21 protein-coding genes are annotated in these 23,068 nt (G+C 70.4%); 16 read left to right on the top strand and 5 right to left on the bottom strand.

Going from position 1 to position 23,068, the window contains the following annotated elements; all coding sequences use genetic code 11:
• Positions 1–17: 17 nt before the first annotated feature.
• The 3 genes from IE307_RS01290 to kstD are packed head-to-tail and all read left to right on the top strand — an operon-like array spanning position 18 to position 3,680.
• Entirely contained in the window at positions 18–1,532 is a 1,515-nt protein-coding gene (locus IE307_RS01290) for an acyl-CoA synthetase (protein ID WP_191295577.1), read from the top strand.
• Positions 1,525–1,977 (top strand): pyridoxamine 5'-phosphate oxidase family protein, encoded by a 453-nt coding sequence (locus IE307_RS01285; protein ID WP_229904269.1) that lies wholly within the window; start codon positions 1,525–1,527, stop codon positions 1,975–1,977. The genes IE307_RS01290 and IE307_RS01285 overlap by 8 nt, the downstream gene beginning before the upstream one ends.
• Positions 1,974–3,680 (top strand): 3-oxosteroid 1-dehydrogenase, encoded by a 1,707-nt coding sequence (gene kstD, locus IE307_RS01280; protein ID WP_191295576.1) that lies wholly within the window; start codon positions 1,974–1,976, stop codon positions 3,678–3,680. The genes IE307_RS01285 and kstD overlap by 4 nt, the downstream gene beginning before the upstream one ends.
• Here the strand turns inward: kstD and IE307_RS01275 are convergent.
• Both IE307_RS01275 and IE307_RS01270 read right to left on the bottom strand, forming a co-directional pair.
• Complete coding sequence (locus tag IE307_RS01275) at positions 3,677–4,399, bottom strand: HAD family hydrolase (protein ID WP_191295575.1); 723 nt, start codon at positions 4,397–4,399, stop codon at positions 3,677–3,679. The genes kstD and IE307_RS01275 overlap by 4 nt on opposite strands.
• 9 nt (positions 4,400–4,408) lie before the next feature.
• The gene (locus tag IE307_RS01270) at positions 4,409–5,200 is read right to left on the bottom strand and encodes a crotonase/enoyl-CoA hydratase family protein (RefSeq protein ID WP_191295574.1); all 792 of its coding nucleotides are present in this window, start codon (positions 5,198–5,200) and stop codon (positions 4,409–4,411) included.
• A 73-nt stretch (positions 5,201–5,273) separates the two neighbouring features.
• Here IE307_RS01270 and IE307_RS01265 point away from each other — a divergent pair, with 73 nt between their 5' ends.
• Complete coding sequence (locus tag IE307_RS01265) at positions 5,274–6,860, top strand: acyl-CoA synthetase (protein WP_191295573.1); 1,587 nt, start codon at positions 5,274–5,276, stop codon at positions 6,858–6,860.
• On the top strand, positions 6,841–7,929 hold the full coding sequence (locus IE307_RS01260; RefSeq protein WP_191295572.1) for an NAD(P)H-dependent flavin oxidoreductase: 1,089 nt from the start codon (positions 6,841–6,843) through the stop codon (positions 7,927–7,929). Before IE307_RS01265 ends, IE307_RS01260 begins: the two co-directional genes overlap by 20 nt.
• Here IE307_RS01260 and IE307_RS01255 read toward each other — a convergent pair.
• Complete coding sequence (locus tag IE307_RS01255; RefSeq protein ID WP_191295571.1) at positions 7,913–8,824, bottom strand: acyl-CoA dehydrogenase family protein; 912 nt, start codon at positions 8,822–8,824, stop codon at positions 7,913–7,915. The genes IE307_RS01260 and IE307_RS01255 overlap by 17 nt on opposite strands.
• A gap of 10 nt (positions 8,825–8,834) precedes the next feature.
• Positions 8,835–9,995: an acyl-CoA dehydrogenase family protein gene (locus tag IE307_RS01250; RefSeq protein ID WP_191295570.1), complete on the bottom strand. Its 1,161-nt coding sequence runs from the start codon at positions 9,993–9,995 to the stop codon at positions 8,835–8,837.
• A 45-nt stretch (positions 9,996–10,040) separates the two neighbouring features.
• Here IE307_RS01250 and IE307_RS01245 point away from each other — a divergent pair, with 45 nt between their 5' ends.
• The 11 genes from IE307_RS01245 to IE307_RS01195 all read left to right on the top strand — a co-directional run bounded on the left by IE307_RS01245 (position 10,041) and on the right by IE307_RS01195 (position 20,017).
• The gene (locus tag IE307_RS01245; protein WP_191295569.1) at positions 10,041–10,232 is read left to right on the top strand and encodes a ferredoxin; all 192 of its coding nucleotides are present in this window, start codon (positions 10,041–10,043) and stop codon (positions 10,230–10,232) included.
• Positions 10,233–10,310: 78 nt separating this feature from the next.
• Positions 10,311–11,396, top strand: coding sequence for a Zn-dependent alcohol dehydrogenase (locus tag IE307_RS01240; RefSeq protein ID WP_191295568.1), 1,086 nt, complete (start codon positions 10,311–10,313; stop codon positions 11,394–11,396).
• 10 nt (positions 11,397–11,406) lie between these two features.
• Positions 11,407–12,255 (top strand): 3-oxoacyl-ACP reductase, encoded by an 849-nt coding sequence (locus IE307_RS01235; RefSeq protein WP_191295567.1) that lies wholly within the window; start codon positions 11,407–11,409, stop codon positions 12,253–12,255.
• Positions 12,256–12,263: 8 nt separating this feature from the next.
• Positions 12,264–13,769, top strand: coding sequence for an aldehyde dehydrogenase family protein (locus IE307_RS01230; RefSeq protein WP_191295566.1), 1,506 nt, complete (start codon positions 12,264–12,266; stop codon positions 13,767–13,769).
• Entirely contained in the window at positions 13,770–14,519 is a 750-nt protein-coding gene (locus IE307_RS01225; protein ID WP_191295565.1) for a glucose 1-dehydrogenase, read from the top strand.
• Positions 14,520–14,634: 115 nt separating this feature from the next.
• On the top strand, positions 14,635–15,723 hold the full coding sequence (locus IE307_RS01220; protein WP_191295564.1) for an acyl-CoA dehydrogenase family protein: 1,089 nt from the start codon (positions 14,635–14,637) through the stop codon (positions 15,721–15,723).
• Positions 15,720–16,661, top strand: a complete 942-nt coding sequence (locus IE307_RS01215) for an LLM class F420-dependent oxidoreductase (protein ID WP_191295563.1) — start codon at positions 15,720–15,722, stop codon at positions 16,659–16,661. The genes IE307_RS01220 and IE307_RS01215 overlap by 4 nt, the downstream gene beginning before the upstream one ends.
• Positions 16,658–17,101: a winged helix-turn-helix transcriptional regulator gene (locus tag IE307_RS01210; protein ID WP_191295562.1), complete on the top strand. Its 444-nt coding sequence runs from the start codon at positions 16,658–16,660 to the stop codon at positions 17,099–17,101. The genes IE307_RS01215 and IE307_RS01210 overlap by 4 nt, the downstream gene beginning before the upstream one ends.
• A 15-nt stretch (positions 17,102–17,116) precedes the next feature.
• A complete protein-coding gene (locus tag IE307_RS01205; RefSeq protein ID WP_191295561.1) occupies positions 17,117–18,229 on the top strand; it encodes a MalY/PatB family protein in 1,113 nt (370 codons plus the stop codon).
• A 67-nt stretch (positions 18,230–18,296) separates the two neighbouring features.
• The gene (locus IE307_RS01200; protein WP_191295560.1) at positions 18,297–19,247 is read left to right on the top strand and encodes an ATP-binding cassette domain-containing protein; all 951 of its coding nucleotides are present in this window, start codon (positions 18,297–18,299) and stop codon (positions 19,245–19,247) included.
• Positions 19,244–20,017: an ABC transporter permease gene (locus tag IE307_RS01195; protein WP_191295559.1), complete on the top strand. Its 774-nt coding sequence runs from the start codon at positions 19,244–19,246 to the stop codon at positions 20,015–20,017. Before IE307_RS01200 ends, IE307_RS01195 begins: the two co-directional genes overlap by 4 nt.
• 20 nt (positions 20,018–20,037) lie before the next feature.
• Here IE307_RS01195 and IE307_RS01190 read toward each other — a convergent pair whose 3' ends face one another.
• Entirely contained in the window at positions 20,038–23,067 is a 3,030-nt protein-coding gene (locus tag IE307_RS01190; RefSeq protein ID WP_191295558.1) for an AfsR/SARP family transcriptional regulator, read from the bottom strand.
• Position 23,068: the final 1 nt, after the last annotated feature.

Raw genomic sequence — 23,068 nt, 5'->3', positions numbered from 1 at the left:
CGTTCTACTTTGAGGGTGTGGTCACAGGACTCTGGAACATCGCAGCCGATCAGCCGGACCTGACCGCGCTGGTCGATCCGAGCGGTCGCGAGATCACCTACTCCGAGCTCGCGGACACCGCGAACCGCTACGGACGCGGGTTCCGGGCCCTGGGCCTCGAATCCGGCGACAGCATCGTGCTGATGCTGCCCAACAGCGCCGACCTGGTGGCGGTGTACTTCGCCGCCTACCAGACCGGCCTCTACGTCGTGATGGCCAACTGGCACCTGACCGGGGCCGAGGTCGCGTACCTCGTGCAGGACAGCGGTGCCAAGGCCTTCGTCGCGCACGAACGCTTCGCGGTGGCCGCGGCGGAGGCGTCGGCCGGTCTGCCGGCCGACGCGCGGTTCGCGGTCGGTGAGGTCGCGGGGTTCACCCCGCTGGCGAAGCTCGGTGAAGGCGAGGAGGGCAGGCCCGACGGCCGCACCACCGGCTCGCCGATGCTCTACACCTCTGGCACGACCGGACGGCCCAAGGGCGTGCGCAGGCCGTTGACCGGCGCCGACCCCGACGCCGTACCGCCGTCCGCCGCCTGGTTCTTCGGCATCTTCGGGATCAAGCCGCACGACGGGCACGTGCACCTGTGCGGTTCCCCGCTCTACCACACGGCTGTGCTCAACTTCGTGACCATCTCGATCCAGCTCGGGCACACCGCGGTGCTCATGGACCACTGGGCGCCAGAGGAGATGCTGCGGCTGATCGAGCGGTACGAGGTGACGCACAGCCACATGGTGCCGACCCAGTTCCACCGGTTGCTGGCGCTGCCGGACGACGTCAAAGCCAAGTACGACATGGGTTCGCTGCGCGCGATGATCCACGGCGCGGCGCCGTGCCCGCTCGAGGTGAAGCGCCGCATGCTCGACTGGTGGGGGCCCGTGGTGATCGAGTACTACGCGGCCACCGAGGGCGGTGGCACGGCGATCACCGCTCAGGAGTGGTTGCGCAAGCCCGGATCCGTCGGTCTGCCGTGGCCGACGTCGGAGATCAAGATCCTGGGCGAGGACGGGACCGAGCTCCCGGTGGGCGAGCAGGGCCTGGTCTACATGCGGATGGGCGACTCGACGTTCGAGTACCACAAGGACTCCGAGAAGACGCGTGCCGCGCGGGTGGGCAAGCTGTTCACGTTGCAGGACATCGGTTATCTGGACTCCGACGGCTACCTGTTCCTGTGCGACCGCAAGAACGACATGATCATCTCAGGCGGGGTGAACATCTACCCCGCGGAGATCGAGGGTGAGCTGATCTGCCACCCCAAGGTCGTGGACGTGGCGGTGTTCGGCGTGCCGCACCCGGACTGGGGCGAGGCGATCAAGGCCGTCGTGCAGCCCGCGGACGGGGTCGAGGGTGACGACGCGCTGACCGAGGAGCTGCTGGAGTTCGCTCGGACGCGGTTGGCGAAGTTCAAGCTGCCGCGCACTGTCGAGTACATGGCCGAGTTGCCGCGTGACCCGAACGGCAAGCTCTACAAGCGAAAGCTGCGCGATCGTGCGTGACGCGATCAAGATGACGTCGGCCGAAGTAGAAGCGTTTCTGCAGGGCCAGAAGACGTTGATCGTGGCGACCATCGGCCGCAACGGATTGCCGCACCTCGCGCCGATGTGGTTCGCGTGGGTGGACGGCGAGCTGGTGTTCTGCACCGACCGCAAGTCGCAGAAGATCGTGAACCTGCGACGGGACCCGCGCTGCAGCGTGCTGGCGGAGGCGGGGGAGAGCTACGACCAGCTGCGCGGCGTGCACATGGAGGGCGTCACCGAGTTCACGGACCTCGGTCCGGTCGTGGACGCCGTCGTGGCGCGCAACTTCGGCGAGGTCGGCGACGACCCGCAAGCCCGCGATGCCCTGCGCAAGGCGATGTCGAGGCGCGTCGCCGTGGTCTTCCGCCCGACGAAGACCGCCAGCTGGGACCACCGCAAGACGATGTCTGGAGCGACCCCATGAACCTGAACCGCCGTCAGGTGATCGCCGGAGCCGGCCTCGCGCTGGCTTCCGGTCTGGTCAGACCCTCCACCGCCTCCGCCGACCTCGGCGAGTTCGACGTCGTCGTGGTCGGTGCGGGCGCGGCCGGCATGACGGCCGCGCTGGCCGCCGCCAAACGCGGCCTGAGCTGCGTGGTCGTGGAGAAGGCGCCGACGTACGGGGGCTCGGCCGCGCGCTCGGGCGCCGGCATCTGGATCCCCAACAACGAGGTGATCCTGGCCGCGGGCATCCCGGACACGCCCGCGAAGGCCGCGCAGTACCTGGCGGCGGTGGTCGGCAACATCCCCCTGGTGCGGCAGCAGGCCTACCTGACGCACGGGCCGCAGATGATCTCGTTCGTCATGCGGAACAGCCCGCTGCGCTTCCGGCACATGGACGGCTACAGCGACTACTACCCGGAGTACCCCGGCGGCATCGCGAAGGGCCGTTCGATCGAGCCGGAGATGATCGACGGCCGGATCCTCGGCGCCGAACTCGCGAACCTGAACGCGCCCTACCTCGCCACGCCGGCCGGCATGGTCATCTACGGCGCCGACTACAAGTGGCTCGCACTAGCCCTGGTCAACGCGAAGGGTGCCGCGACCGCGGCCGCCGCACTGGCACGAGGCACCGCCGCTGCTCTCGCGGGCCAGAAGCCGTTGACGATGGGCCAGGCGCTGGCCGGTGGTCTGCGTGCGGGCCTGATGCAGGCGAACGTCCCGGTCTGGTTGAACACCGGCCTGCAGGACCTGGTGGTGGAGAACGGCGCCGTCAGGGGCGTGGTGACGTCACGAGGTGTCGTGCGCGCACGTCGTGGCGTGATCATGGGTTCCGGCGGCTTCGAACACAACGCGGCCATGCGCGCCCAGTACCAGCGTCAGCCGATCGGTACTCAGTGGACGGTCGGCGCGAAGGAGAACACCGGTGACGGCCACCGCGCGGGCATCCGGGCGGGCGCGGCGCTCGACCTGATGGACGACGCCTGGTGGGGCCCGGCCATCCCGACCCCCGGCTCGCCCTACTTCTGCCTCGCCGAACGCACGCTGCCCGGCGGTCTGATGATCAACGCGGCCGGCCGGCGGTTCGTCAACGAGGCCGCGCCCTACAGTGACGTCGTGCACGTCATGTACGACAAGAACCCCACCGACCCGTGCATCCCGGCGTGGCTCGTCGTGGACCAGAACTACCGCAACAGGTACCTCTTCGCCGACGTGGCGCCGACCCTGCCGCTGCCCGACGGCTGGTACCAGTCCGGTGCGGTGGTGAAGAACTGGTCGCTCGACGGCCTGGCTTCGGCGATCGGAGTGCCGGGAGCGAACCTGAGGTCGACCGTCAGCCGGTTCAACGGCCAGGCCATGACCGGCCGCGATCCCGACTTCCAGCGCGGCGACAGCGCCTACGACCACTACTACACCGACCCGGCGGTCTTCCCGAACTCGTGCCTCGCACCGCTGTGGGCACCGCCGTTCTACGCCTTCAAGATCGTGCCCGGCGACCTCGGCACCAAGGGCGGACTGGTCACCGACGCCCGTGCCCGCGTGCTGCGGCCGGACGGCTCGGTGATCCCCGGCCTGTACGCGGCGGGCAACGTGAGCTCGGCCGTCATGGGGCGCAGCTACGCCGGGGCGGGGTCGACGATCGGGCCCGCCATGACGTTCGGGTACATCGCGGCCAACAACGTTTAGAGGCAGCGGCAGAACGCCGCAGCGCCGGCGAACTTCACCTCGCCGGTGATGCGCACGAACGGCCAGCCACCGGTCTCCGCGAGCAGGAGATCGGTGGTGACGCTGTCGCCCACGACGAAGCACACGGTCCTGTCGTCCGCCAGCGCGGTCCTGACGGCGTCCGTGAACCCCGCCGTGCCCTTGGGATGGCCGACCTCGCCCGAGACGAACACGCGCTGGAACCGGTCGGCGAGGCCGGACAGCAGCAGCTTCGTGCGTTGCAGAGACCGGCAGCCGTCCGTCGCCAGCCACAGCTCGTGGCGTTCGCCCAGCGAGTCCAACGCGGACTCCACGCCGGGGAACGGGATCACCAGGGCGCTGCGCAGTCTGCGGAAGGCCTGAGCGGCTGTGGTGGCGTCGGCGGTGCTGCCCAGGTCGTCGAGGGCGAGCCGCCACGCCCGCACGTCGTTGCCGACCAGCGCCTGCACCACCTCCTGCGGCATCGGCAGGTCGTGGAAGTCCGCCCAGAGCGCTTCCCAGGACGCGACCCGCTCCACCTCGCGGTGCGTCACGCGGCGGTTGTCGCGCCACTCCCGGCGGGCGGCGGCCAGCACCGTGTCGACCGCCTGCTCGTCCGCGGTGATCGAGAACTCGTCGAGCACCGCCGCGATGGCGGCGCGCGCCGCGGTGCCGTCCGGGATCAGGCAGTCGTCGAGGTCGATGATCACAACAGGGGTCACACGGCGATGCTAACGACCCTTGAACTCCGGCTTGCGCTTCTCCGCGAACGCCTGCGGCCCCTCCTTGGCGTCCTCGCTGGAGAACACCTCCATGCCGAGCCGTGCGTCCACTTTGAACCCGTCGTTCTCGTGCATCGCCTCGGTCTCCCGCATGGTCTGCAGGATCTTCCGCACCGCGACAGGTCCGTTGGCCGTGATCAGCGCGGCGAGTTCGAGGGCCTTGTCCAGCGCCTGGCCGTCCGGCACCACGTGCCCGATCAGCCCGATCTCCTTGGCCTCCGCCGCCCTGATGTGGCGCCCGGTCAACAGGAGGTCGGCCGCGACCGTGTACGGGATCTGGCGCGGCAACCGCACGGCCGAGCCGCCCAACGGGAACAGGCCCCAGCGCGCCTCGGACACGCCGAACCGCGCGCTCTCGCCGGCCACGCGGATGTCCGTCGCCTGCAGGATCTCCGTGCCACCGGCGACCGCGGGGCCTTCCACCGCCGCGATGAGCGGTTTCGTCAATCGACGTCCTTTGAGCAGTGGCTCGATGACGGAGAAGTCGAACTTGCCGGCGTTCTCGCTGGGGTGGTTGGTGGTCATGGCCTTGAGGTCCGCGCCCGCGCAGAACGAGCCGCCGGCGCCGGTGAGGATGCAGACCCGGACGTCCGGATCGGAGTCCACCCGGTCCCAGGCTTCGCGCATGATGGCCAACATGGGGCCCGACAAGGCGTTGCGGACCTCCGGGCGGTTCATCGTGACGACCAGGACGTTGTCCACCAAGTCCACCAACGCGTGTGGTTCTGTCGTGGTCGTCATTCGCGCGCCTCCTGGATCGAGTCTGACCGCACGGGGGATTGTCCCGAACAGTAACACGTTCTACTTTGCCACCATGGCCCTCAACGTCGCAGACCTCGTTGAACACGCCGCCGACACCGTGCCCGACCGGACCGCGCTCGTCTGCGGGTCCAAGAGGGTCACCTACGCCGAACTTGAGGCGCGAGCCAACAAACTGGCTCACCACCTGGCAAAGAACGGCGTGACGCAGGGTTCGCACGTGGGCCTCTACGCGCGCAACTCGATCGAACTGGTCGAAGCCATGCTCGCGGTCTACAAGCTGCGGGCCGTGGCCATCAACGTGAACTACCGCTACACCAAGAACGAGTTGCAATACCTCTTCGGGGAAGCGGACCTGACCGCTCTCGTACACGAACGGCGGTACTCGCCGCTCGTCGCGGAGGTCGGTGTGCCCGGCCACGCCGTCGTGATCGACGACGAGTCCGAGGAACCGTTCGAGGGCGCGGACTACGAGACGGCGCTGGCGGAGGAGTCGGCGGAGCGCGACTTCGCGCCGCGCAGCCCCGACGACCTCTACATCCTGTTCACCGGTGGCACCACCGGCATGCCCAAGGGCGTGATGTGGCGGCACGAGGACGTGTGGCGCACGCTCGGCGGCGGCATCGACTTCGTCACCGGCGAGCGGCTGACGGACGAGTGGCACCAGGCCAACTCCGGCAAGGACTACGGGCTCATCCGGCTGTGCCTGCCGCCGCTGATCCACGGCGCGGCGCAGTGGGCCGTGCTCGGGGCGTTGTTCAGCTGCAGCACGGTGGTGCTGGTGCCCAAGTTCGACCCCGTCGAGATCTGGCAGGTGATCGAAAGGGAAAAGGTCCAGGTCGCCGTGATCACCGGGGACGCGATGGGCCGGCCCCTGATCGAGGAGTTCCAGCGCGGCTCGTACGACGGCTCGTCGCTGTACATCCTCAACAGCAGCGCCGCCCTGTTCTCCTACACCGTCAAGAAGCAGTACCAGGAGCTCCTGCCGCACACGACGCTGCTGGAGTCGATCGGGTCGAGCGAGACCGGGTCCACCGGCATCGGCGCGGTGCCCAAGGAGATCGTGAAGACCGACGGCACCAAGGTGAAGCTCAACGAGGACACCATCGTCATCGACGACGACGGCAACAAGCTCGAACCGAAGGCCGGTGTGATCGGCAAGCTGGCGCGCGGCGGGCACATCCCGATCGGCTACTACAAGGACCCCGAGAAGACCGCGCGCATGTTCGTCGAGGTCGACGGCAGGCGGTTCACCGTGCCCGGCGATTTCGCCCGTTTCGAGGAGGACGGCGACATCACGTTGCTGGGGCGCGGCAACACCTGCGTCAACACCGGCGGCGAGAAGGTGTTCCCCGAAGAGGTCGAGGGCGTGCTGAAGTCGCACCCGGACGTGTTCGACGCCCTCGTGATCGGCGTGCCGGACGACCTGCTCGGCCAGCGCGTCGGCGCGATCGTCCAGCCTCGCGACGGCACCACGCCGACACTGTCCGAACTGGACGCCCACGTGCGCGAGACGCTCGCGGGCTACAAGGTGCCGCGGTCGCTGTGGCTCGTCGACGAGATCGGCCGCACCCCGAGCGGCAAACCCGACTACCAGTGGGCGAAGCGCCACGTGGAGGACCATGCGCACCAGCCTGTGTGACGAGCTGGGCATCGAGCACCCGATCTTCGGCTTCACGCCGTCCGAGCACGTGGCGGCGGCGATCAGCCGGGCAGGCGGGTTCGGTGTCCTCGGGTGCGTGCGGTTCAACGAGGCCGAGGACCTCGACCGCGCGTTGACGTGGATGGACGAGAACACCGACGGCAAACCGTACGGTGTCGACATCGTCATGCCCGCCACCGTGCCGAAGGAGGGCACGCAGATCGACCTGGCCGGGCTCATCCCGCAGAGCCACAAGGACTTCGTGGCTCAGACGCTGCTGAAGCTCGGCGTGCCACCGCTGCCCGACGGCGAGGGCGGTGAGGGCGTGCTCGGCTGGCTGCACTCCGTCGCGCGCTCGCACGTCGACGTGGCACTCGAACACCCGATCCGGCTCATCGCGAACGCCCTGGGCTCCCCGCCCGCGGACGTCATCGAACGCGCGCACGCGGCCGGCGTGCCGGTGGCGGCGCTGGCGGGCAAGGCGGAACACGCCCGCAGGCACGTGGCCAACGGCGTCGACATCGTGGTGGCCCAGGGGTACGAGGCCGGCGGCCACACGGGTGAGGTCGCGACGATGGTGCTCGTGCCGGAGATCGTGGACGCGGTGGACGTCCCGGTGCTCGCCGCGGGCGGCATCGGCTCGGGCCGGCAGGCCGCGGCGGCGATGGCGCTCGGCGCGTCCGGTGTGTGGATGGGCTCGTACTGGCTCACCACCGCCGAGTACACGCTCGGCAACTCCAGCACGCAGCAGGCGTTGCTCGCCGCCGGTTCCAGCGACACCGTCCGCACCCGCATCTACACCGGCAAACCGGCGCGGCTGCTGAAGACGCGCTGGACCGAGGCGTGGACGTCGGAGGAGGCGCCGGACCCGTTGCCGATGCCGTTGCAGAACCTGCTGGTGAGCGAGGCGCACCTGCGGATCGCCCGGTCCGACGACCCGTCCGTGGTGTCGATGCCGGTCGGGCAGGTCGTCGGGCGGATGAACGAGGTCCGCCCGGTCGCGGACGTCCTGGCGGACCTGCTCGCGGAGTTCGACGCGACGGTCGAACGCCTCACCAAGCTGCGCTGAGCTTCAGGAGCTGGGCGGTCGCCCCGCCCAGCTCGAACTCGTTGCGCTTGGCCGCGGTGAAGTAGCGGTGCACCTCGTGGCTCATGTCGATTCCGGTGCCGCCGTGGACGTGCACGGCGGTGTGCGCCACGCGGTGCCCTGCGTCGGCGGCCCAGAACTTGGCGGTCGCCACCTCCTCGGCCGCGTCCAGGCCCTCGGAGAGCCTCCAGGCGGCCTGCCAGAGCGTCAGGCGGATGGCCGCCACGTCGATGTACGCATCAGCGAGACGTTGCGCCACGGCCTGGAAGCTGCCGATCGGCCGGTCGAACTGCACGCGGGTCCGCGCGTACTCGGCCGTCAGCTCCAGCGCCCGTTCGGTCACGCCGAGCTGCAGAGCGCACACCCCCAGCGTGTACCGCGTGATCAGCCAGTCGGGGGAGAGGCCGGGAACGACCTCGCCCCCGGAGAACTCGAAGGACCCGGCATCCGAGCCGTCGACCAGTTCCTGGGGTGCGATCTCCAGCTGGTCCGCCTCGACGAGGAACACCTGGTCGCCGTCGGCCACCAGGAAGGCCGCAGCGGTGCTGGTGAACGGCACCGTCGTCTTCACGCCGCCGGCCTCGGAGAGCGCGACCGACAGCACGGTTCCCGGCGTCAGCCAGCGCGAACGTTGCTCGGGCGTGCCGAACTGCGCGAGCGCCGACGCCGCCACCGTCGTGGGCAGGTAGGGGACGTCGGAGACCGCGCGGCCGAGCTCGACCAGGACCGAGCACTGTTCCAGGACGCCGAACTCGTCGGGCTGTTCCGGCACGACGCCGGACTTGACCAGGTCGAGCCACGGGGAGTCGGACGAGTCGAGGATCTTGCGGGTCAGCGCGGCCAGTTCGCGCTGCTCCTCGGTCTGCGTGAAGTCCACGAAGTCTCCTTTACCGGGGCACAGCGGGCAAACCGAGGCCCACGCGCGCGATGATGTCCCGCTGGATCTCGTTCGTGCCGCCGCCGAACGTCAGGATCAGCGACGACCGGTGCATGCGCTCCACCCGGCCGTGCAGCAGCGCTCCGGGCGAGCCGGCGCGCACGATCCCGTTGGCGCCCAGCACCTCCATCAGCAGCCGGTAGCCCTCGGTCGCGAACTCGGTGCCGAACACCTTGGTGGCGGAGGCCTCCGCCGGTGACGGCGCCTCGTCGGAGCCGGACGCGATCCGCCAGTTGATCAGCTTGAGGAACTCGGTCTTGGCGTGCACGCGGGCGAGGTGCAAGCGGACCCACTCCTGTTCCGCGGCACCGGTTTCGTCCGCCCATTGACGAACCTCGCGCAACGCGGTCTGCAGCGGCGCGGCCGAGCACAGGGCGACGCGTTCGTGGTTGAGCTGGTTGGTGATGAGCTTCCAGCCCTTGTGCTCCTCGCCGATGAGGTTCGACGCGGGCACCCGCACGTTGTCGTAGAAGGTGGCGCTGGTCGTGGGGCCGGACATGGTCGGCACCGGCGTCCACGAGAAGCCGGGGGCCGTGGTCGGCACCATGATGATGCTCAAACCCCTGTGCCGCTGCGACTCCTGGTCGGTGCGGCAGGCCAGCCAGACGTAGTCCGCGTACTGGATGAGGCTCGTCCACATCTTCTGGCCGTTGATCACGTACTCGTCGCCCTCGCGCACCGCCCGCGTGCGCAGGCCGGCGAGGTCGGTGCCCGCCTCCGGTTCGGAGTAGCCGATGGCGAAGTGGAGCTCGCCGGACGCGATCTTCGGCAGGTAGAAGGCCTTCTGCTCGGGCGTTCCCAGCGACATGATCGTCGGGCCGATGGAGTTCAGCGTCAGGAACGGCACCGGTGCGCCGGCCGCGGACGCCTCGTCCAGGAAGATCAGCTGCTCGAGCATCGGGCGGTCGCGACCGCCGTACTCCTGCGGCCAGCCGATGGTCAGCCACCCGTCGAGCCCCATCTGGCGGACGGTGTCCTTGTAGACCTCGACGTCGCCGTAGTCGCTGCCGCCGGCGAGCCCTGCCTTGCGTTCGGGCGTCATGAGCGCGGCGAAGTACGCCCGCAACTCCTGGCGCAACTGCTCCTGTTCGGGCGTGAAACCGATGCGCATGACCGCTACTCTAGAACAAGTTCTACTTGATGTCAGGAGGCCGCGATGAAGGTCGGCGTCGACCCTTCGCTCTGCGAGGCGCACGGGGAGTGCATGTCCATCCTGCCCGAGGTCTTTGATCTCGACGATGACGAGGTTTTGCAGATCCGGGACGGTGAGCTGGCCTCGGGCGAGGAGGCTCCGGCGGAACGGGCCGTCGCGTCGTGCCCCAAGGGCGCGCTGCGCCTCTCACGCTGATGGGCCTTGTCATGAACGAGAACAGATTCTAGTGTCCTACGGGTACTTCGGCCGTGAGCTCAGCGAGGAGTGATACCGGTGAAGGCTGCCGTGCTCAACCAGGTAGGCGACGACAAGCTCGAGCTCCGCGACGACGTGACCACCACACCCGTGGGCCCGCAGGAGATCCGCATCAGGATCAAGGCGTGCGGGGTCTGCCACAGCGATCTGTCCGCAATGGACGGAACCTTGCCAGCGCTGGCCCCCGGCGTCGTCGGCCACGAGGGCGCCGGTGAGGTCGCGGAGATCGGGAGCGCCGTGACGTCGCTCGCGGTCGGCGACCACGTGGCGATCACGTTCGTGCCGCCGTGCGGGAAGTGCGCCCAGTGCGTGACGGGCCAGTCACATCTGTGCCTCGTGCACACCATCTCCGCCTTCACGTCACCGAGGTTCGTCGTCGGTGGCAACCCGGCCTTCGGGTACGCGGGGCTCGGCGCGTTCGCCGAGGAGATGGTCGTGCCCGCCGACGCCGCGGTGAAGATCGACGACGACGTGCCGTGGGACGTGGCCGCGCTGTTGTCGTGCGGCATCCTGACCGGTGTCGGCGCCGTGCTCAACACCGCGAAGGTCGAACCGGGCTCCAGCGTGGCCGTGATCGGCTGCGGTGGTGTCGGCGTCGCGGTGATCCAGGGCGCGCGGCTCGCCGCCGCGGCGAAGATCGTCGCCGTGGACCCGGTGCTGGAGAAGCACGAGGTGGCGCAGAGGTTCGGCGCGACGCACGCGACGACGCCCGACGGCATCGCGGACCTGAACAACCAGCTGAACTTCGGCATGGGCTTCGACTACGTGTTCGACGTCGTCGGCCTGCCCGCCACGATCCGCCAGGCGTGGGACCTCACCCGTCGAGGCGGGCACACGGTCGTCGTCGGCGCGGGCCGGGCGGACGCGATGGTCTCGTTCAGCGCCCAGGAGCTCTTCCTGCACGACAAGACGTTGCACGGGTCGTTCTACGGGACGGCGAACTTCCGCCGCGACATCCCGCGCATGATCGCGCTGTGGCGGCAGGGCCGGCTCGACCTCGAGGGCATGATCAGCAAGAGGATCCGGCTGGAGGACGTGAACGAGGGCCTGCAGGCGCTCAAGGGCGGCGGATCCCTGATCCGCCAGGTCATTCTGTTCGACTAGGGAGTCTCTTGTGGACCTTGCGGGGAAGGTCGCCGTGGTCACCGGCGCCGGTGCCGGGCTCGGTCGCGCGGAAGCGCTCGAGCTCGCACGGGCGGGTGCGTCGATCGTGCTCAACGACCTGCCGGGATCGGCCGACGCCGCCGCGGCCGAGATCGAGGAGCTGGGCGGGAAGTGCGTGGTCGTCGAGGGTGACGTGGGGGAGCGGGCCACCGCCGACGCCCTCGTGACCACCGCGATGGAGCAGTTCGGCGGGTTGCACGTCCTGGTGAACAACGCGGGCGTGCTGCGCGACCGGATGTTGTTCAACATGACCGACGAGGAGTGGGACCTGGTCGTGCGCGTGCACCTGCGCGGCCACTTCCTGTTGTCGCGCAACGCGGTCGCGTTGTGGAAGCAGCAGTCCAAGGCGGCGGGCGAACCGGTCTACGCGCGAATCGTCAACACCTCGTCGGAGGCGTTCCTGCTCGGCTCGGAGGGTCAGGCCAACTACGCGGCGGCCAAGGCGGGCATCGCGGCGCTGACCGTGGCGACCGCGCGGGGCACGAGCCGCTACGGCGTGCGCGCCAACGCGATCTGCCCGCGTGCCCGCACCCAGATGACCGCGCACGTGTTCGGCGACGCGCCGGAAGGTGACGACTCGCTGGCGCCCGAGCACGTCGCGAAGTTCGTGGCGCACCTGGCGGGACCGTCCGGCGACAAGGTCAGCGGACAGGTCTTCGTCGTGCACGGCGGCATGGTCGCGCTGATGGCGCCGCCGACCGTCGAGCAGAAGTTCGACGCGTTCACCGATCTCGACGGTTACTTCGCCGACCGGGATCCACAGAGGACTTTCGCCTGTACGGAAACGATGGCCCTGTAGGAGGAGCTGTGACGCTCACCGTCCAACCGCACCGCGAGACACTGGGCCTCAAGGACGGCCGGCTCCTCATCGGGGGCGAGTTCCGCGAGACGGACGAGACCTGGACCCACCACCACCCCGCCACCGGCGAGGAGATCGGCAGCTTCGCCGTCGCCTCGGCGAAGGACGTGGACGCGGCGGTGCTCGCGGCCCGCAAGGCGTTCGACGAGGGGCCGTGGCCGCGCAGCCGGGCCGGCGAACGGATCAAGGTCCTGCGCAGGTACGGCGACCTGCTGCGCGAGCACTCCGACGAGTTGCGCGGCCTGCAGGCGCTCGACAACGGCGTGCCGCTGTCGTTCGGGCAGATCTACGCCACCTCGGTGGGCATCGCGGCCGACATCTTCGACCACCACGCCGGCTGGATCGACAAGGTCGGCGGCCAGACCCTGCCGCCCTACCAGGGTGGCGACCACCTCGCGATGACGTTCCGCGAACCGGTCGGGGTGGTCGCGGCGATCCTGCCGTGGAACGCGCCGTTCGTGCTGTTCGCCCAGAAGCTCGCGCCCGCACTGGCTGCCGGCTGCACGGTCGTGGTGAAGCCGTCGGAGTTCGCGTCGTTCTGCGTGATCCGCATGGTCGACCTGCTGCTCGAGGCGGGCCTGCCGGAAGGCGTCGTCAACCTCGTCACCGGCCCCGGCAACCCGACCGGCGAGGCGCTGATCACCCACCCCGGCGTCGACAAGATCAGCTTCACCGGCAGCCGCACGGTCGGCCGCCGGATCGTCGAGGCCTCCGCGGGCACGATGAAGCGCGTCTCCCTGGAACTGGGCGGGAAGTCGCCCGCGATCGTCTTCTCGGACGCCCCGAACGTCGGCCTGGCCGCGATGACCTGCATGGGCATGGTCACGATGGGCCTGTCCGGCCAGGCCTGCGTCGCGCACACGCGGGCGCTGGTGCAGAGGGACGCCCAGGAGGAGTTCCTCTCGATGGCGCAGATGCTCGCGACCGCGGTGACGTTCGGCGACCCGTTCGACCCGGCGGTGCTGGCCAGCCCGCTGATCAACGGCAAGCAGCTCGACCGCGTGCTCGGCTACATCGAACGCGGCCAGCAGGACGGCGCCCGCCTGGTCACCGGCGGCACCCGGCTCGACGGCGACTATGCGTCCGGCAACTTCGTGGCACCGACGATCTTCGCCGACGCCACCAACGACATGGCCATCGCGCGGGACGAGATCTTCGGTCCGGTGCTGACCGTCGTGCCGTTCGACGACGAGGAAGAGGCCATCCGCATCGCGAACGACACCGAGTACGGCCTGGGCGCAGGCGTCTACACCAACGACGTCCGCCGCGCGTTCCGCGTCTCGAAGTCGTTGCGCGTCGGCATGGTCGGCATCAACGGCTTCCAGCTCGAACCGCACATCCCGTTCGGCGGCTACAAGCAGTCGGGCCTCGGCCGCGAGGGCGGGCAGAGCGCCTACGAGGCCTACACCGAGCTGAAGACCGTGATGATGCCGCTGACCGACGAGATGATGTAGATGCGGCTGAGCGGGAAGGTCGCCCTGATCACCGGCGCGGCACGGGGTCAGGGCGCGGCCGCGGCACGCCGGTTCGTCGCCGAGGGCGCCCAGGTGATGATCACCGACGTCCTCGACGACCAGGGCAAGGAGCTCGCGGCCGAGCTGGGCGCCGAGTACTGCCACCTGGACGTGTCGTCGGAGGAGTCGTGGGCCGAGGCGGTCGCGTTCACCGTCAAAACGTTCGGAGAGATCACGGTCCTCGTGAACAACGCGGGCATTCTGCACTTCTCCGCGTTGGCGGACACGAAGCTCGCGGACTACCAGCGGGTCATCGGCATCAACCAGGTCGGCACGTTCCTCGGCATGCGCTCGGTCGTGGAGACGATGAAGGCGGCCGGTGGCGGCTCGATCGTGAACGTGTCGTCCGTCGAAGGTCTCGGCGGGATGCCGTACCTGACGGCGTACACGGCGTCGAAGTTCGCGATCCGCGGCATGACCAAGGTCGCCGCGATGGAGCTGGGGCAGCACGGGATCCGCGTGAACTCCGTGCACCCCGGGGCCATCGACACCTCGATGGTCAGCGAGGCGCTGGGACGTCCGATCGACGTGTCGCCGATCGGGAAGAAGCTGGCGCTGCGGCGGATCGGGCAGCCCGAGGACGTCGCGAACGTCGTGTTGTTCCTGGCCAGTGACGACAGCGCGTACTGCACGGGTGGCGAGTTCGTGGTGGACGGAGGGGCGACCGCGACGCACGCGCTGAACGGTTGACGGGTGCCAGGAGCCGCCGGCCGCACTGCCGTTCGCCTGAGTTCTTGCGCCACGGGTGAGGGAATGTCTACGGTAAGGATTCTGAACCGGTAAGAATCCTGAACCTGGAGGCCCCGTGCAGGCCGTTGCCGACCTCGCCCGCGAACTCGCGCCCCAGTCGGAAGCGGCCCGCGCGCTCGCTCCCGGGCTGGTGGAGGCGATCCGGTCGGAGGGCCTGTTCCGGCTCGGCGTGCCGCGCTCGCTCGGTGGGGCGGAAGCCCCGCCGGGCGAGACGCTGGCCGTCGCCGAGACGATCGCCCGTGGCGACGCCTCCGCCGGGTGGTGCGTGTCGATCGCGGCCACCTCCGGACTCCTCGCCGCCTACCTGCCAGGGGAGGGCGCGGACGAGGTGTTCGGAGACCCGAAGTCGGTCGCCGCCGGGGTGTGGGCGCCGAAGGGCCGCGGTGTCGACGCGGACGGCGGCGTGGTGGTGTCGGGGCAGTGGTCGTTCTGCTCGGGCATCGGGCACGCCGACTGGCTGTTCGCCGGGTTCGTCCACGCCGGGGCGATGAAGGTGGCCGCGTTGCCCAAGTCGTCGCTGGAGGTGCTCGACACCTGGCACACGACCGGGTTGCACGGCACCGGGAGCCACGACTGCGTGGCGCGGGACGTGTTCGTGCCCGACTCCCGGGTTCTGTCCGTTTTGGACGGACCGTTGCGGGACGGGGCGCTGTACCGGTTCCCGGTCTTCGGGTTCTTCGCGGCATCGGTCGCGGCGGCGGCCCTGGGCAACGCCTTCGGCGCGCTGGACGACTTCGTGGCGCTGGCCGGGCGCAAGCCGCTCGGATCCAGCCGCTCGCTGGCGGAACGGTCGTCGACCCAGGCCGCGGTGGCGACGGCGTCCGCGTCGTTGAGGGCGGCGCGGGCGTTCTTCCACGAGGCGGTGGCGGAAGCGTGGGAGGCGGCACAGGGGACTGAACCGGTGCCGGTGGCCGCGCGGGCCGGGTTGAGGCTCGCCGCGACGCACGCGGCTCGCACCGCGCGTTCGGTGGTGTCGGAGCTGTACGACCTCGCCGGCGGGGGCGCGATCTACGACGGCGCGGCGATCCAGCGGCGTTTCCGGGACGCCCACACGGCTTCGGCGCACTTCCAGGTCAACGCGGCGTCCCTCGAACTGCCGGGCAAGGTGCTGCTCGGCGTGCCCGCGCGGACGGAGCAGCTGTGACGTCCGTGGGCGTGGTGACGCCGTTCTGGCTCGACCGGCCGCCCGCGGAGGCGCTCGACATCGCCGTCGCGGCGGACGAGGCCGGGTTCGGGACGGTGTGGATCGGCGAGATGGCGACGTTCGACGCGTTCGCCCTGGCCACGGCCGTCGGGCTGAGGACGTCGCGCATCTCGTTGAGGATCGGGCCGCTCGCGGCCGGGGTGCGCAGCCCGGTGGCGCTGGCGCTCGGACTGTCCACAGTGGTCGCGACGACCGAGCGCCGGGCCGGGCTGGCGCTGGGGGCGTCCAGTCCGCGGATCGTGACCGAGTGGCACGGACGGACCTGGGAGCCGGTCCGGCGGATGCGGGAGACCGTGCGGGACACGAGGGCGATCCTGAACGGGGAGCGGGTGGCCGGGTTTCGGCTGCAGCACCCGGTTCCGGGAACGCCGATCTCGGTGGCGGCGTTCGGCCCGGCCATGACCAAGGTGGCGGCAGCCGAGGGGGACGAGGTGGTGCTGAACCTCGTCAGCGCCGACCACGTCGCCGCCGTGAAGAAGCAGCTCAGCGCGTTGACCGCAGCACCTCCGCCGCTCGCTGTCTGGATCCCCGCCGCCCTCGAACCCGGACCCGCCACCCTCCGCCAGCTCCGGTCCCAGCTCGCGGTCTACCTCGCACCGCCCGGCTACGGCGAGATGTTCACCGCCCTCGGCCACGGCACCCTCGTCGACGAGGCCCGAGCGGGCAGGCCGCGTTCTGAACTGGCCCAGGCCATCCCGGTCGACCTCATCGAGGCGGTGGGCGCGATCGGATCGGCCAAGGAGGTCGCCGGCCGCGTCGACGAGTACTTCGAGGCAGGCGCCGAGCACGTCGGACTGGTCCCGGCGACGGCGGAGGACCCGGCGGGCAGCAGACTGCTCACGACGCTGTCCCCGCTGCTGACGGAGGAACGCCGATGATCGACCCCGACGCCCTCGACCGCCGGTTCCGCGGCGAATCCGTCGGGCGGGCGCTCGACCTCGTCGGGGAGAAGTGGACGCTGCTGATCCTGCGCGAGGCGTTCTTCGGCGTGCGCCGGTACGGCCAGTTCGTCCGCAACCTCACCATCCCGCGCCCCACCCTGTCCGCGCGGCTCAAAACGCTGGTCGAGGCCGGGCTGCTGCACCGGGTCCCGTACGCGGAGGACCGCGACGAGTACCGGCTCACCGAGGCGGGGCTCGAGTTGTTCCCCGCCATCGTGATCCTCATGAAGTGGGGCGACAGGCACGTGCCCGCGCCGGACGGACCGCCGATCGTGCTGGAGCACAACGCCTGCGGCAAGCCGGCCGACGCGTTCCTCGCGTGCCGGTGCTGCGGCGAGGAGATCACCGCGCACAACGTGTCGGCGCACGCGGGGTGACCTACGTTGGGGTTCATGCTGAACCCGCTGAGCCAGGTGTCGTTGGAACGGTTGAGGCAGCGCACGAGTGTGAAGTGGCGGGAGTTCCCCGACGACGTGCTGCCGTTGTGGGTGGCCGAGATGGACGTCGACCTGTGTGAGCCCGTCAAGAAGGCCCTCACGGACGCCCTCGAACTCGGCGACACCGGGTACCCGGCCGGCACCGCCTACCCCGAGGCGCTCGCGGCGTTCGCGAAGCGGCGCTGGGACTGGGACCTGCCCGTGGAACGCACCGCGCTCGTGTCCGACGTGATGCTCGGCGCCGTCGAGTTGATCAAACTGGTGTCCGGGCCCGGCGCCCCCGTGATCGTCAGCCCGCCGGTGTACCCGCCGTTCTTCCTGTTCGTCCGGAGCACGGGCCGCGCGGTCGTCGAGGCCCCGCTGCGAGGCGGACGTCTCGACCTCGACGTGATCGAGTGGACGTTCCGGCACGTCAAGGCCGACCGCCCGGTGTACCTGCTGTGCAACCCGCAGAACCCGACCGGCGCCGTCCACACCGCGGAGGAGCTCACCGCGCTGGCGCGGCTGGCCGGGAAGTACGGCGTCCGCGTGATCGCCGACGAGATCCACGCGCCGGTCGTGTCAGGCAACGCCAGGTTCGTGCCGTACCTGAGCATCGATCCGCAGGGCATGTCGCTCATGTCCGCGTCGAAGGGCTGGAACCTGGCGGCCATGCGGGCAGCGGTCGCGATCTCCGGCACCGACGAGCTCGCGAAGTTGCCCGAGGAGGTCAGCCACGGGCCGAGCCACTTCGGTACGATCGCGCACGCGGCCGCGCTTCGAGACGGCGGCGAGTGGCTCGACGCGCTGCTGCAGGGCCTCGACGAGAACCGGAAGCTCCTGAAGAACCTGCTCACCGAGCACCTGCCCGAGATCGGGTACGAACCCTCCGAGGCGACCTTCCTCGCCTGGCTCGACTGCCGGGCCGTCAGCAACGACCCCGCCGCGTTCTTCCTCGAACGGGGACGCGTCGCGCTGATGTCGGGCGACGGGTTCGGCAGCGGGGGAGCGGGCCACGTCCGGTTCAACATCGGGACCTCGCCCGAGATCATCACCGAGGCCGTGCGCAGGATGGCTGCCAGCCGCTGACAGCGCGCTGTGCGCGGTCTGCCAGCGCGGCGGCGCACAGTTCCCCCTGGAACACCAGGGAGGAACGATGGCACTCGCGATCAGGGCAGAAGGCCTGGTCAAGCACTACGGGGAGACCAAGGCGCTGGACGGCGTCGACCTCGAGGTGCCGGAGGGGAAGGTCGTGGGCGTGCTCGGGCCGAACGGCGCGGGCAAGACCACGGCGGTGCGGGTGCTGGCGACGTTGCTGCGCCCGGACGCGGGACACGCCACGGTGCACGGGCACGACGTGGTGAAGGACCCGAGGGCGGTCCGGTCGCTGATCGGGCTGACCGGGCAGTACGCGTCGGTGGACGAGGACCTGTCCGGCACCGAGAACCTCGTGCTGCTGGCCAGGCTGCTCGACCACTCCCGTGCGGGGGCGCGGGCGAAGGCGGCGGAGCTGCTCGAGCAGTTCGAGCTCACCGACGCCGCGGGACGGGCCGCCAAGACGTACTCGGGAGGTATGCGCCGCCGGCTCGACCTCGCGGCCAGCCTGGTCGGCAACCCGTCCGTGCTGTACCTGGACGAGCCGACCACGGGGCTGGACCCGCACGCGCGCAACGAGGTGTGGGCGGTGGTGCGCAGGCTCGTCGCGAACGGGGTGACGGTCCTGCTCACCACGCAGTACCTGGAGGAGGCCGACCAGCTCGCGGACTCGATCACCGTGTTCGACCACGGCCGTGTCGTGGCCGAGGGCAGGCCGGACGAGCTGAAGCGGCGCGTGGGCGGGCAGACGCTGCAGGTGCGGCCCACGTCGTTGCGCGACCTCGACGTGGTCCACCGCATCCTGGGCGACCTCACCGGCGTGAGGCCGACGCGTGACGACGACACGGGACTGCTGACCGCGCCGGTGAACGACCCGGTGCTGCTGTCCACGTTGGTCCGCAAGCTCGACGAGGCCGGCATCACCGCGGACGAACTGGCGTTGCGGCTGCCCTCGCTCGACGAGGTCTTCCTCGCGCTCACCGGCAAGCAGAACGAGGGGAGCCTGGTATGAGCACGATCGCGTTGGACAGGGGAGTGCGCCACGGCTTCGCGCTGGCCTGGCGGGGAATCCTCAAGATCCGCAAGAATCCCGAACAGCTGATGGACGTCACGCTCGCGCCCATCATCCTGCTGGTGATGTTCACCTACCTCTTCGGCGGCGCGCTCGCCGGGAACACCGACGCCTACCTGCAGATGCTGGTGCCGGGCATCCTGGTGATGAACATCCTGCAGGCCAGCATGACCGCGGGCGTCCAGCTGAACACCGACGTCTCCAAGGGCGTGTTCGACAGGTTCCGCGCGATGCCGATCGCGCGGTCGGCGCCGCTGATCGGCGCGGTGCTCGCGGACGTCGTGCGGTACGTGGTGTGCGTCGTGGTGCTCCTGATCGTCGCCACGGTCATGGGGTACCGGGTGCAGACCGGTCCGGCGGAGCTGCTGATCGCGGCGGCACTGGCGATCCTCTTCGGACTGTGCTTCTGCTGGGCGGCGGTGTTCGTCGGAATGCTGCTCAAGACCCCGCAGGCGGTGCAGGGCATCATGATCGTGCTGATCATGCCGTTGACGTTCGGCAGCAACGTCTTCGTCGGCACCTCGACGATGCCGGGCTGGCTCAAGGCGTGGGCGGACATCAGCCCCGTCAGCCTGTTGTCGGACGCGCTGCGCGGGCTGCTCAACGGCGGCGCGATCGCCGGGCCGCTCGCCGGATCGCTGATCTGGATGGCCGCCGCGGTCGCGGTGTTCTTCCCGCTGGCGATGTGGGCCTACCGCAGGAGGGTCTGACCGGATCGGGGAGGCGGGCTTCAGCCGGTGCTGAGGCCCGCCTCGTCGCGCACCCGGCGCAGCGCCTCGGCCTTGGTGATCGTCAGCGGTTGCGGCTCACCGAGCTCGGCGACCAGCCGCCGCACGTCCGGGTCGCCCATGTCCAGGCGGCCGCGGATGACCTGGGCCAGCGCGAGCACCCGCACGGTCGCGTCGTCGCGGCCCTGGGCGTGGCGGACGAGGGCCAGCAGCTCGGCGACCGACGCGAGGTCCGGCATGTCGCCGCGGTCCGACGTCGTCCGCACGGCCACCGCGACGCAGGCGTCGGCCTCGTCGAGCCGGCCGTCGGCGATCGCGATGCGCGTGTCGAGCATGGCGATCCACTCCGCGACGAACGACCCGAGCGCGGACGAGGCGGTGGCGCGCTGCTCGAACGAGGCTCTCAGCGCACGTGCCTCCTCGAGCCCGCCCGCACGCAGCACCACCTCGGCCTTCGCGTAGCCGAGCATCGTGGACAGCTGGTCGTTACCGACGTCCCTGACGAACTGCTCCGCCGCCGCCACCTCGCGCGCCGCCGCGGCGTGGTCGCCCATCCGCGCGTACTCCACCGCGAGCCGCCACCGCTGCTGCACGGCGTCGTCCTGGGACCGCAGCTCCGTCGCGACCGCCAGCCCGCGCTGGTAGAGGTCGATCGCCGCCTGGTTGTCGCCGGTGTGCGAGACGAACGCGGCCTTCATGCCGAGCGTCATCGCCGAACCCCAGCGATCGCCGATGGCCGTGAACTGGTCGTACGCGCGGTCGCGGGCCCGTTCGGCGCCCTCGAGATCACCCTCGTCGACCAGTATGAAGCTGTGCGCCCACTCCGCGCCCGCCCGCGCCCACGGGTCTTCGCTCGCCGAGGCGCGCCGCACCTCGCGCCGCGCGAGCTCGGTGTTCTGGCTCAGGAACGCGAGCATCGGCAGCGCGATCGCGAGCGAGGGGTACTTCTGGACGGCGCCGCTGTTCACACAGCTCTCGATGACCGCCGCGGCCTCCTGGGCGTCCGTCACTCCGGGCACCGCGGCCATGATCAGCTGCATCGCCCTGAACGTCGCGAACCGGTCGGGTGGCAGCAGGTCGCCGAGCGCGAGCAGGTCGCGCACCGACATCTCCGCGCGGTCGTTGTCGCCCTTGACGAGCCAGTACCAGAACGTGCCGCCGAGCAGGTCCGCCGCCAGCTCGACCTCCCGGTCGTCGATCGCGCCGCGCAACGCGGCCACGACGTTGTCCTGCTCGGCCTCGTAGACGTTGATCGCCTCGAGCTGGCGAGCGGTGCGGGTGAGCGGCTCCCACCGTTCGGTCAGCTCGCGGTAGTAGCGCCGGAACCGGCCGACGACCTCCCGCTTCTCGCCGGACGCCTCGAGCTGCTCGTCCGCGTAGACCCGGATCGTCTCCAGCATCCGGTACCGCTGCTCGCCGTCGATCTCGACGGTGTCCACGATGGACTTCTCGACCAGCGACGTGAGCACGTAGAACGCGTCCGGCAGGCAGACGGCCTCGATCGCGGCGAGGTCGGCGCCGGCGGGGAACACCGCGAGCCGCCTGGCGAGCCGCAGCTCCTCCTCGGTCAGCAGGTCCCAGCTCCACTCGACGACCGCGCGCAACGTCCGCTGGCGCGGCAGCGCGGTGCGGCTGCCCGAGGTGAGCAGCCGGAACCTGTCGTCGAGGCGCTGGGTGATCTGCCGGACCGTCATCGACCGCAGCCGCGCCGCCGCCAGTTCCAGCGCGAGCGGCATGCCGTCGAGCCTGCGGCAGATAAGCTTCACGTCGTCCACAGTGGACTCGTCGAGCACGAAGCCCGGCTTCACCGCGCTCGCCCTGTCGAGGAACAACCGCACGGCGCCGAACCGGCCCACGTCCGCCTGACCGTTGGGCACGGCGAGTGGACCGATCGGGCACAGCGACTCGCCGTCGATCGCGAGCGGCTCCCTGCTGGTCGCGAGCACCCGGAGGTTCGGGACCCTGCGCAGCAGCTCGGTGGTGAACTCGGCCGCCGCGCCGATGAGGTGCTCGCAGTTGTCCAGCACCAGCAACGACTCCCCGGCGCCGAGCACCTCGGCGATCCGGTTCATGCCCTCGCTCGCCCGGCGCAGCGGATCCCCGCCGAAGCTCAGCTCGAACGCGCTGAGCACCGCACCTGCCAGGTCCTCCGCGGCCCGGATGCCGGCCAGCGCGGCGAACCACACGCGGCCCTTGCCGTGCAACGGATGCCGCGCCGCGACCTCGGTGGCGAGCCGCGTCTTGCCCGCGCCACCGGGCCCGACCAGCGTCACCAGCCGGGCCTGGCCGAGCATCCCGGTGATCTCCGCGAGCTCCTCGTCGCGCCCGACGAAGCTGGTGAGCCGCACCGGCAACCGGTCGGCCACGGGCCGCGGCCCCAGTTCACCGCGCAACGCCGCGAGGTGCACGTCCTGCAACTCCTGGGAGGGATCGACACCCAGCTCGTCCGCGAGCCTGCCCCGGACCCCGGCGTAAACCTGCAGCGCGTCGGACTGCCTGCCCTGCGCGCACAACGCCCGCATCAGCAGACCCGCCAGCCGTTCCCGCAGCGGGTGCTTCTCGTGCAACGCCGTCAACGCGGCGACGTCCAGCTCGCCGCGATCCTCTTCAGCGGACAGACGCGCTTCCTCGAGCCGTGCGGCGGTGGGCCCGGCGAACGGCGCCTCCCGCACGTCGGCCAGCGCCTCACCACGCCACAGCGCCAGCGCCTCGTCCAGCCTGCCCGCCGCGCGGAGCCGTTCGAACCGGAAGACGTCGACGTCCTCGGTCGCGACGCCCAGCCGGTACCCGCCCGGCTCCAGCGCGACGGGACAGACCTTGCGCAGCCGCGACACGAGCGACTGCAGCGCGTTCCCGGCGTCGGCGGGCGGCTGCTCACCCCACAGGTCGTCGATCAGCGTCGTCGTCGGCACGGGGCGGCCGGGGTCGAGCGCGAGCCGGGCCAGGAGCATGCGGACGCGGGCACCACCGATGTCGACCGGTGTGCCGTCGTCGGCCTCGACGGCCGTCGGGCCCAGCAATGCCACGCGCACG

Origin of the sequence: Lentzea cavernae, from assembly GCF_014653695.1 — a bacterium.
Lineage (GTDB): Bacteria > Actinomycetota > Actinomycetes > Mycobacteriales > Pseudonocardiaceae > Lentzea > Lentzea cavernae.
The sequence above is the reverse complement of the archived record's forward strand: the minus strand, read 5'-3'. Positions and strand labels throughout refer to the sequence as shown.

Coding starts and splice junctions, on each gene's coding strand:
- kstD (WP_191295576.1), top strand. CDS start 1,974: ATGAACCTGAACCGCCGTCAGGTGATCGCCGGAGCCGGCCTCGCGCTG.
- IE307_RS01270 (WP_191295574.1), bottom strand. CDS start 5,200: ATGACGACCACGACAGAACCACACGCGTTGGTGGACTTGGTGGACAAC.
- IE307_RS01265 (WP_191295573.1), top strand. CDS start 5,274: ATGGCCCTCAACGTCGCAGACCTCGTTGAACACGCCGCCGACACCGTG.
- IE307_RS01260 (WP_191295572.1), top strand. CDS start 6,841: ATGCGCACCAGCCTGTGTGACGAGCTGGGCATCGAGCACCCGATCTTC.
- IE307_RS01250 (WP_191295570.1), bottom strand. CDS start 9,995: ATGCGCATCGGTTTCACGCCCGAACAGGAGCAGTTGCGCCAGGAGTTG.
- IE307_RS01245 (WP_191295569.1), top strand. CDS start 10,041: ATGAAGGTCGGCGTCGACCCTTCGCTCTGCGAGGCGCACGGGGAGTGC.
- IE307_RS01225 (WP_191295565.1), top strand. CDS start 13,770: ATGCGGCTGAGCGGGAAGGTCGCCCTGATCACCGGCGCGGCACGGGGT.
- IE307_RS01210 (WP_191295562.1), top strand. CDS start 16,658: ATGATCGACCCCGACGCCCTCGACCGCCGGTTCCGCGGCGAATCCGTC.
- IE307_RS01205 (WP_191295561.1), top strand. CDS start 17,117: ATGCTGAACCCGCTGAGCCAGGTGTCGTTGGAACGGTTGAGGCAGCGC.
- IE307_RS01200 (WP_191295560.1), top strand. CDS start 18,297: ATGGCACTCGCGATCAGGGCAGAAGGCCTGGTCAAGCACTACGGGGAG.
- IE307_RS01195 (WP_191295559.1), top strand. CDS start 19,244: ATGAGCACGATCGCGTTGGACAGGGGAGTGCGCCACGGCTTCGCGCTG.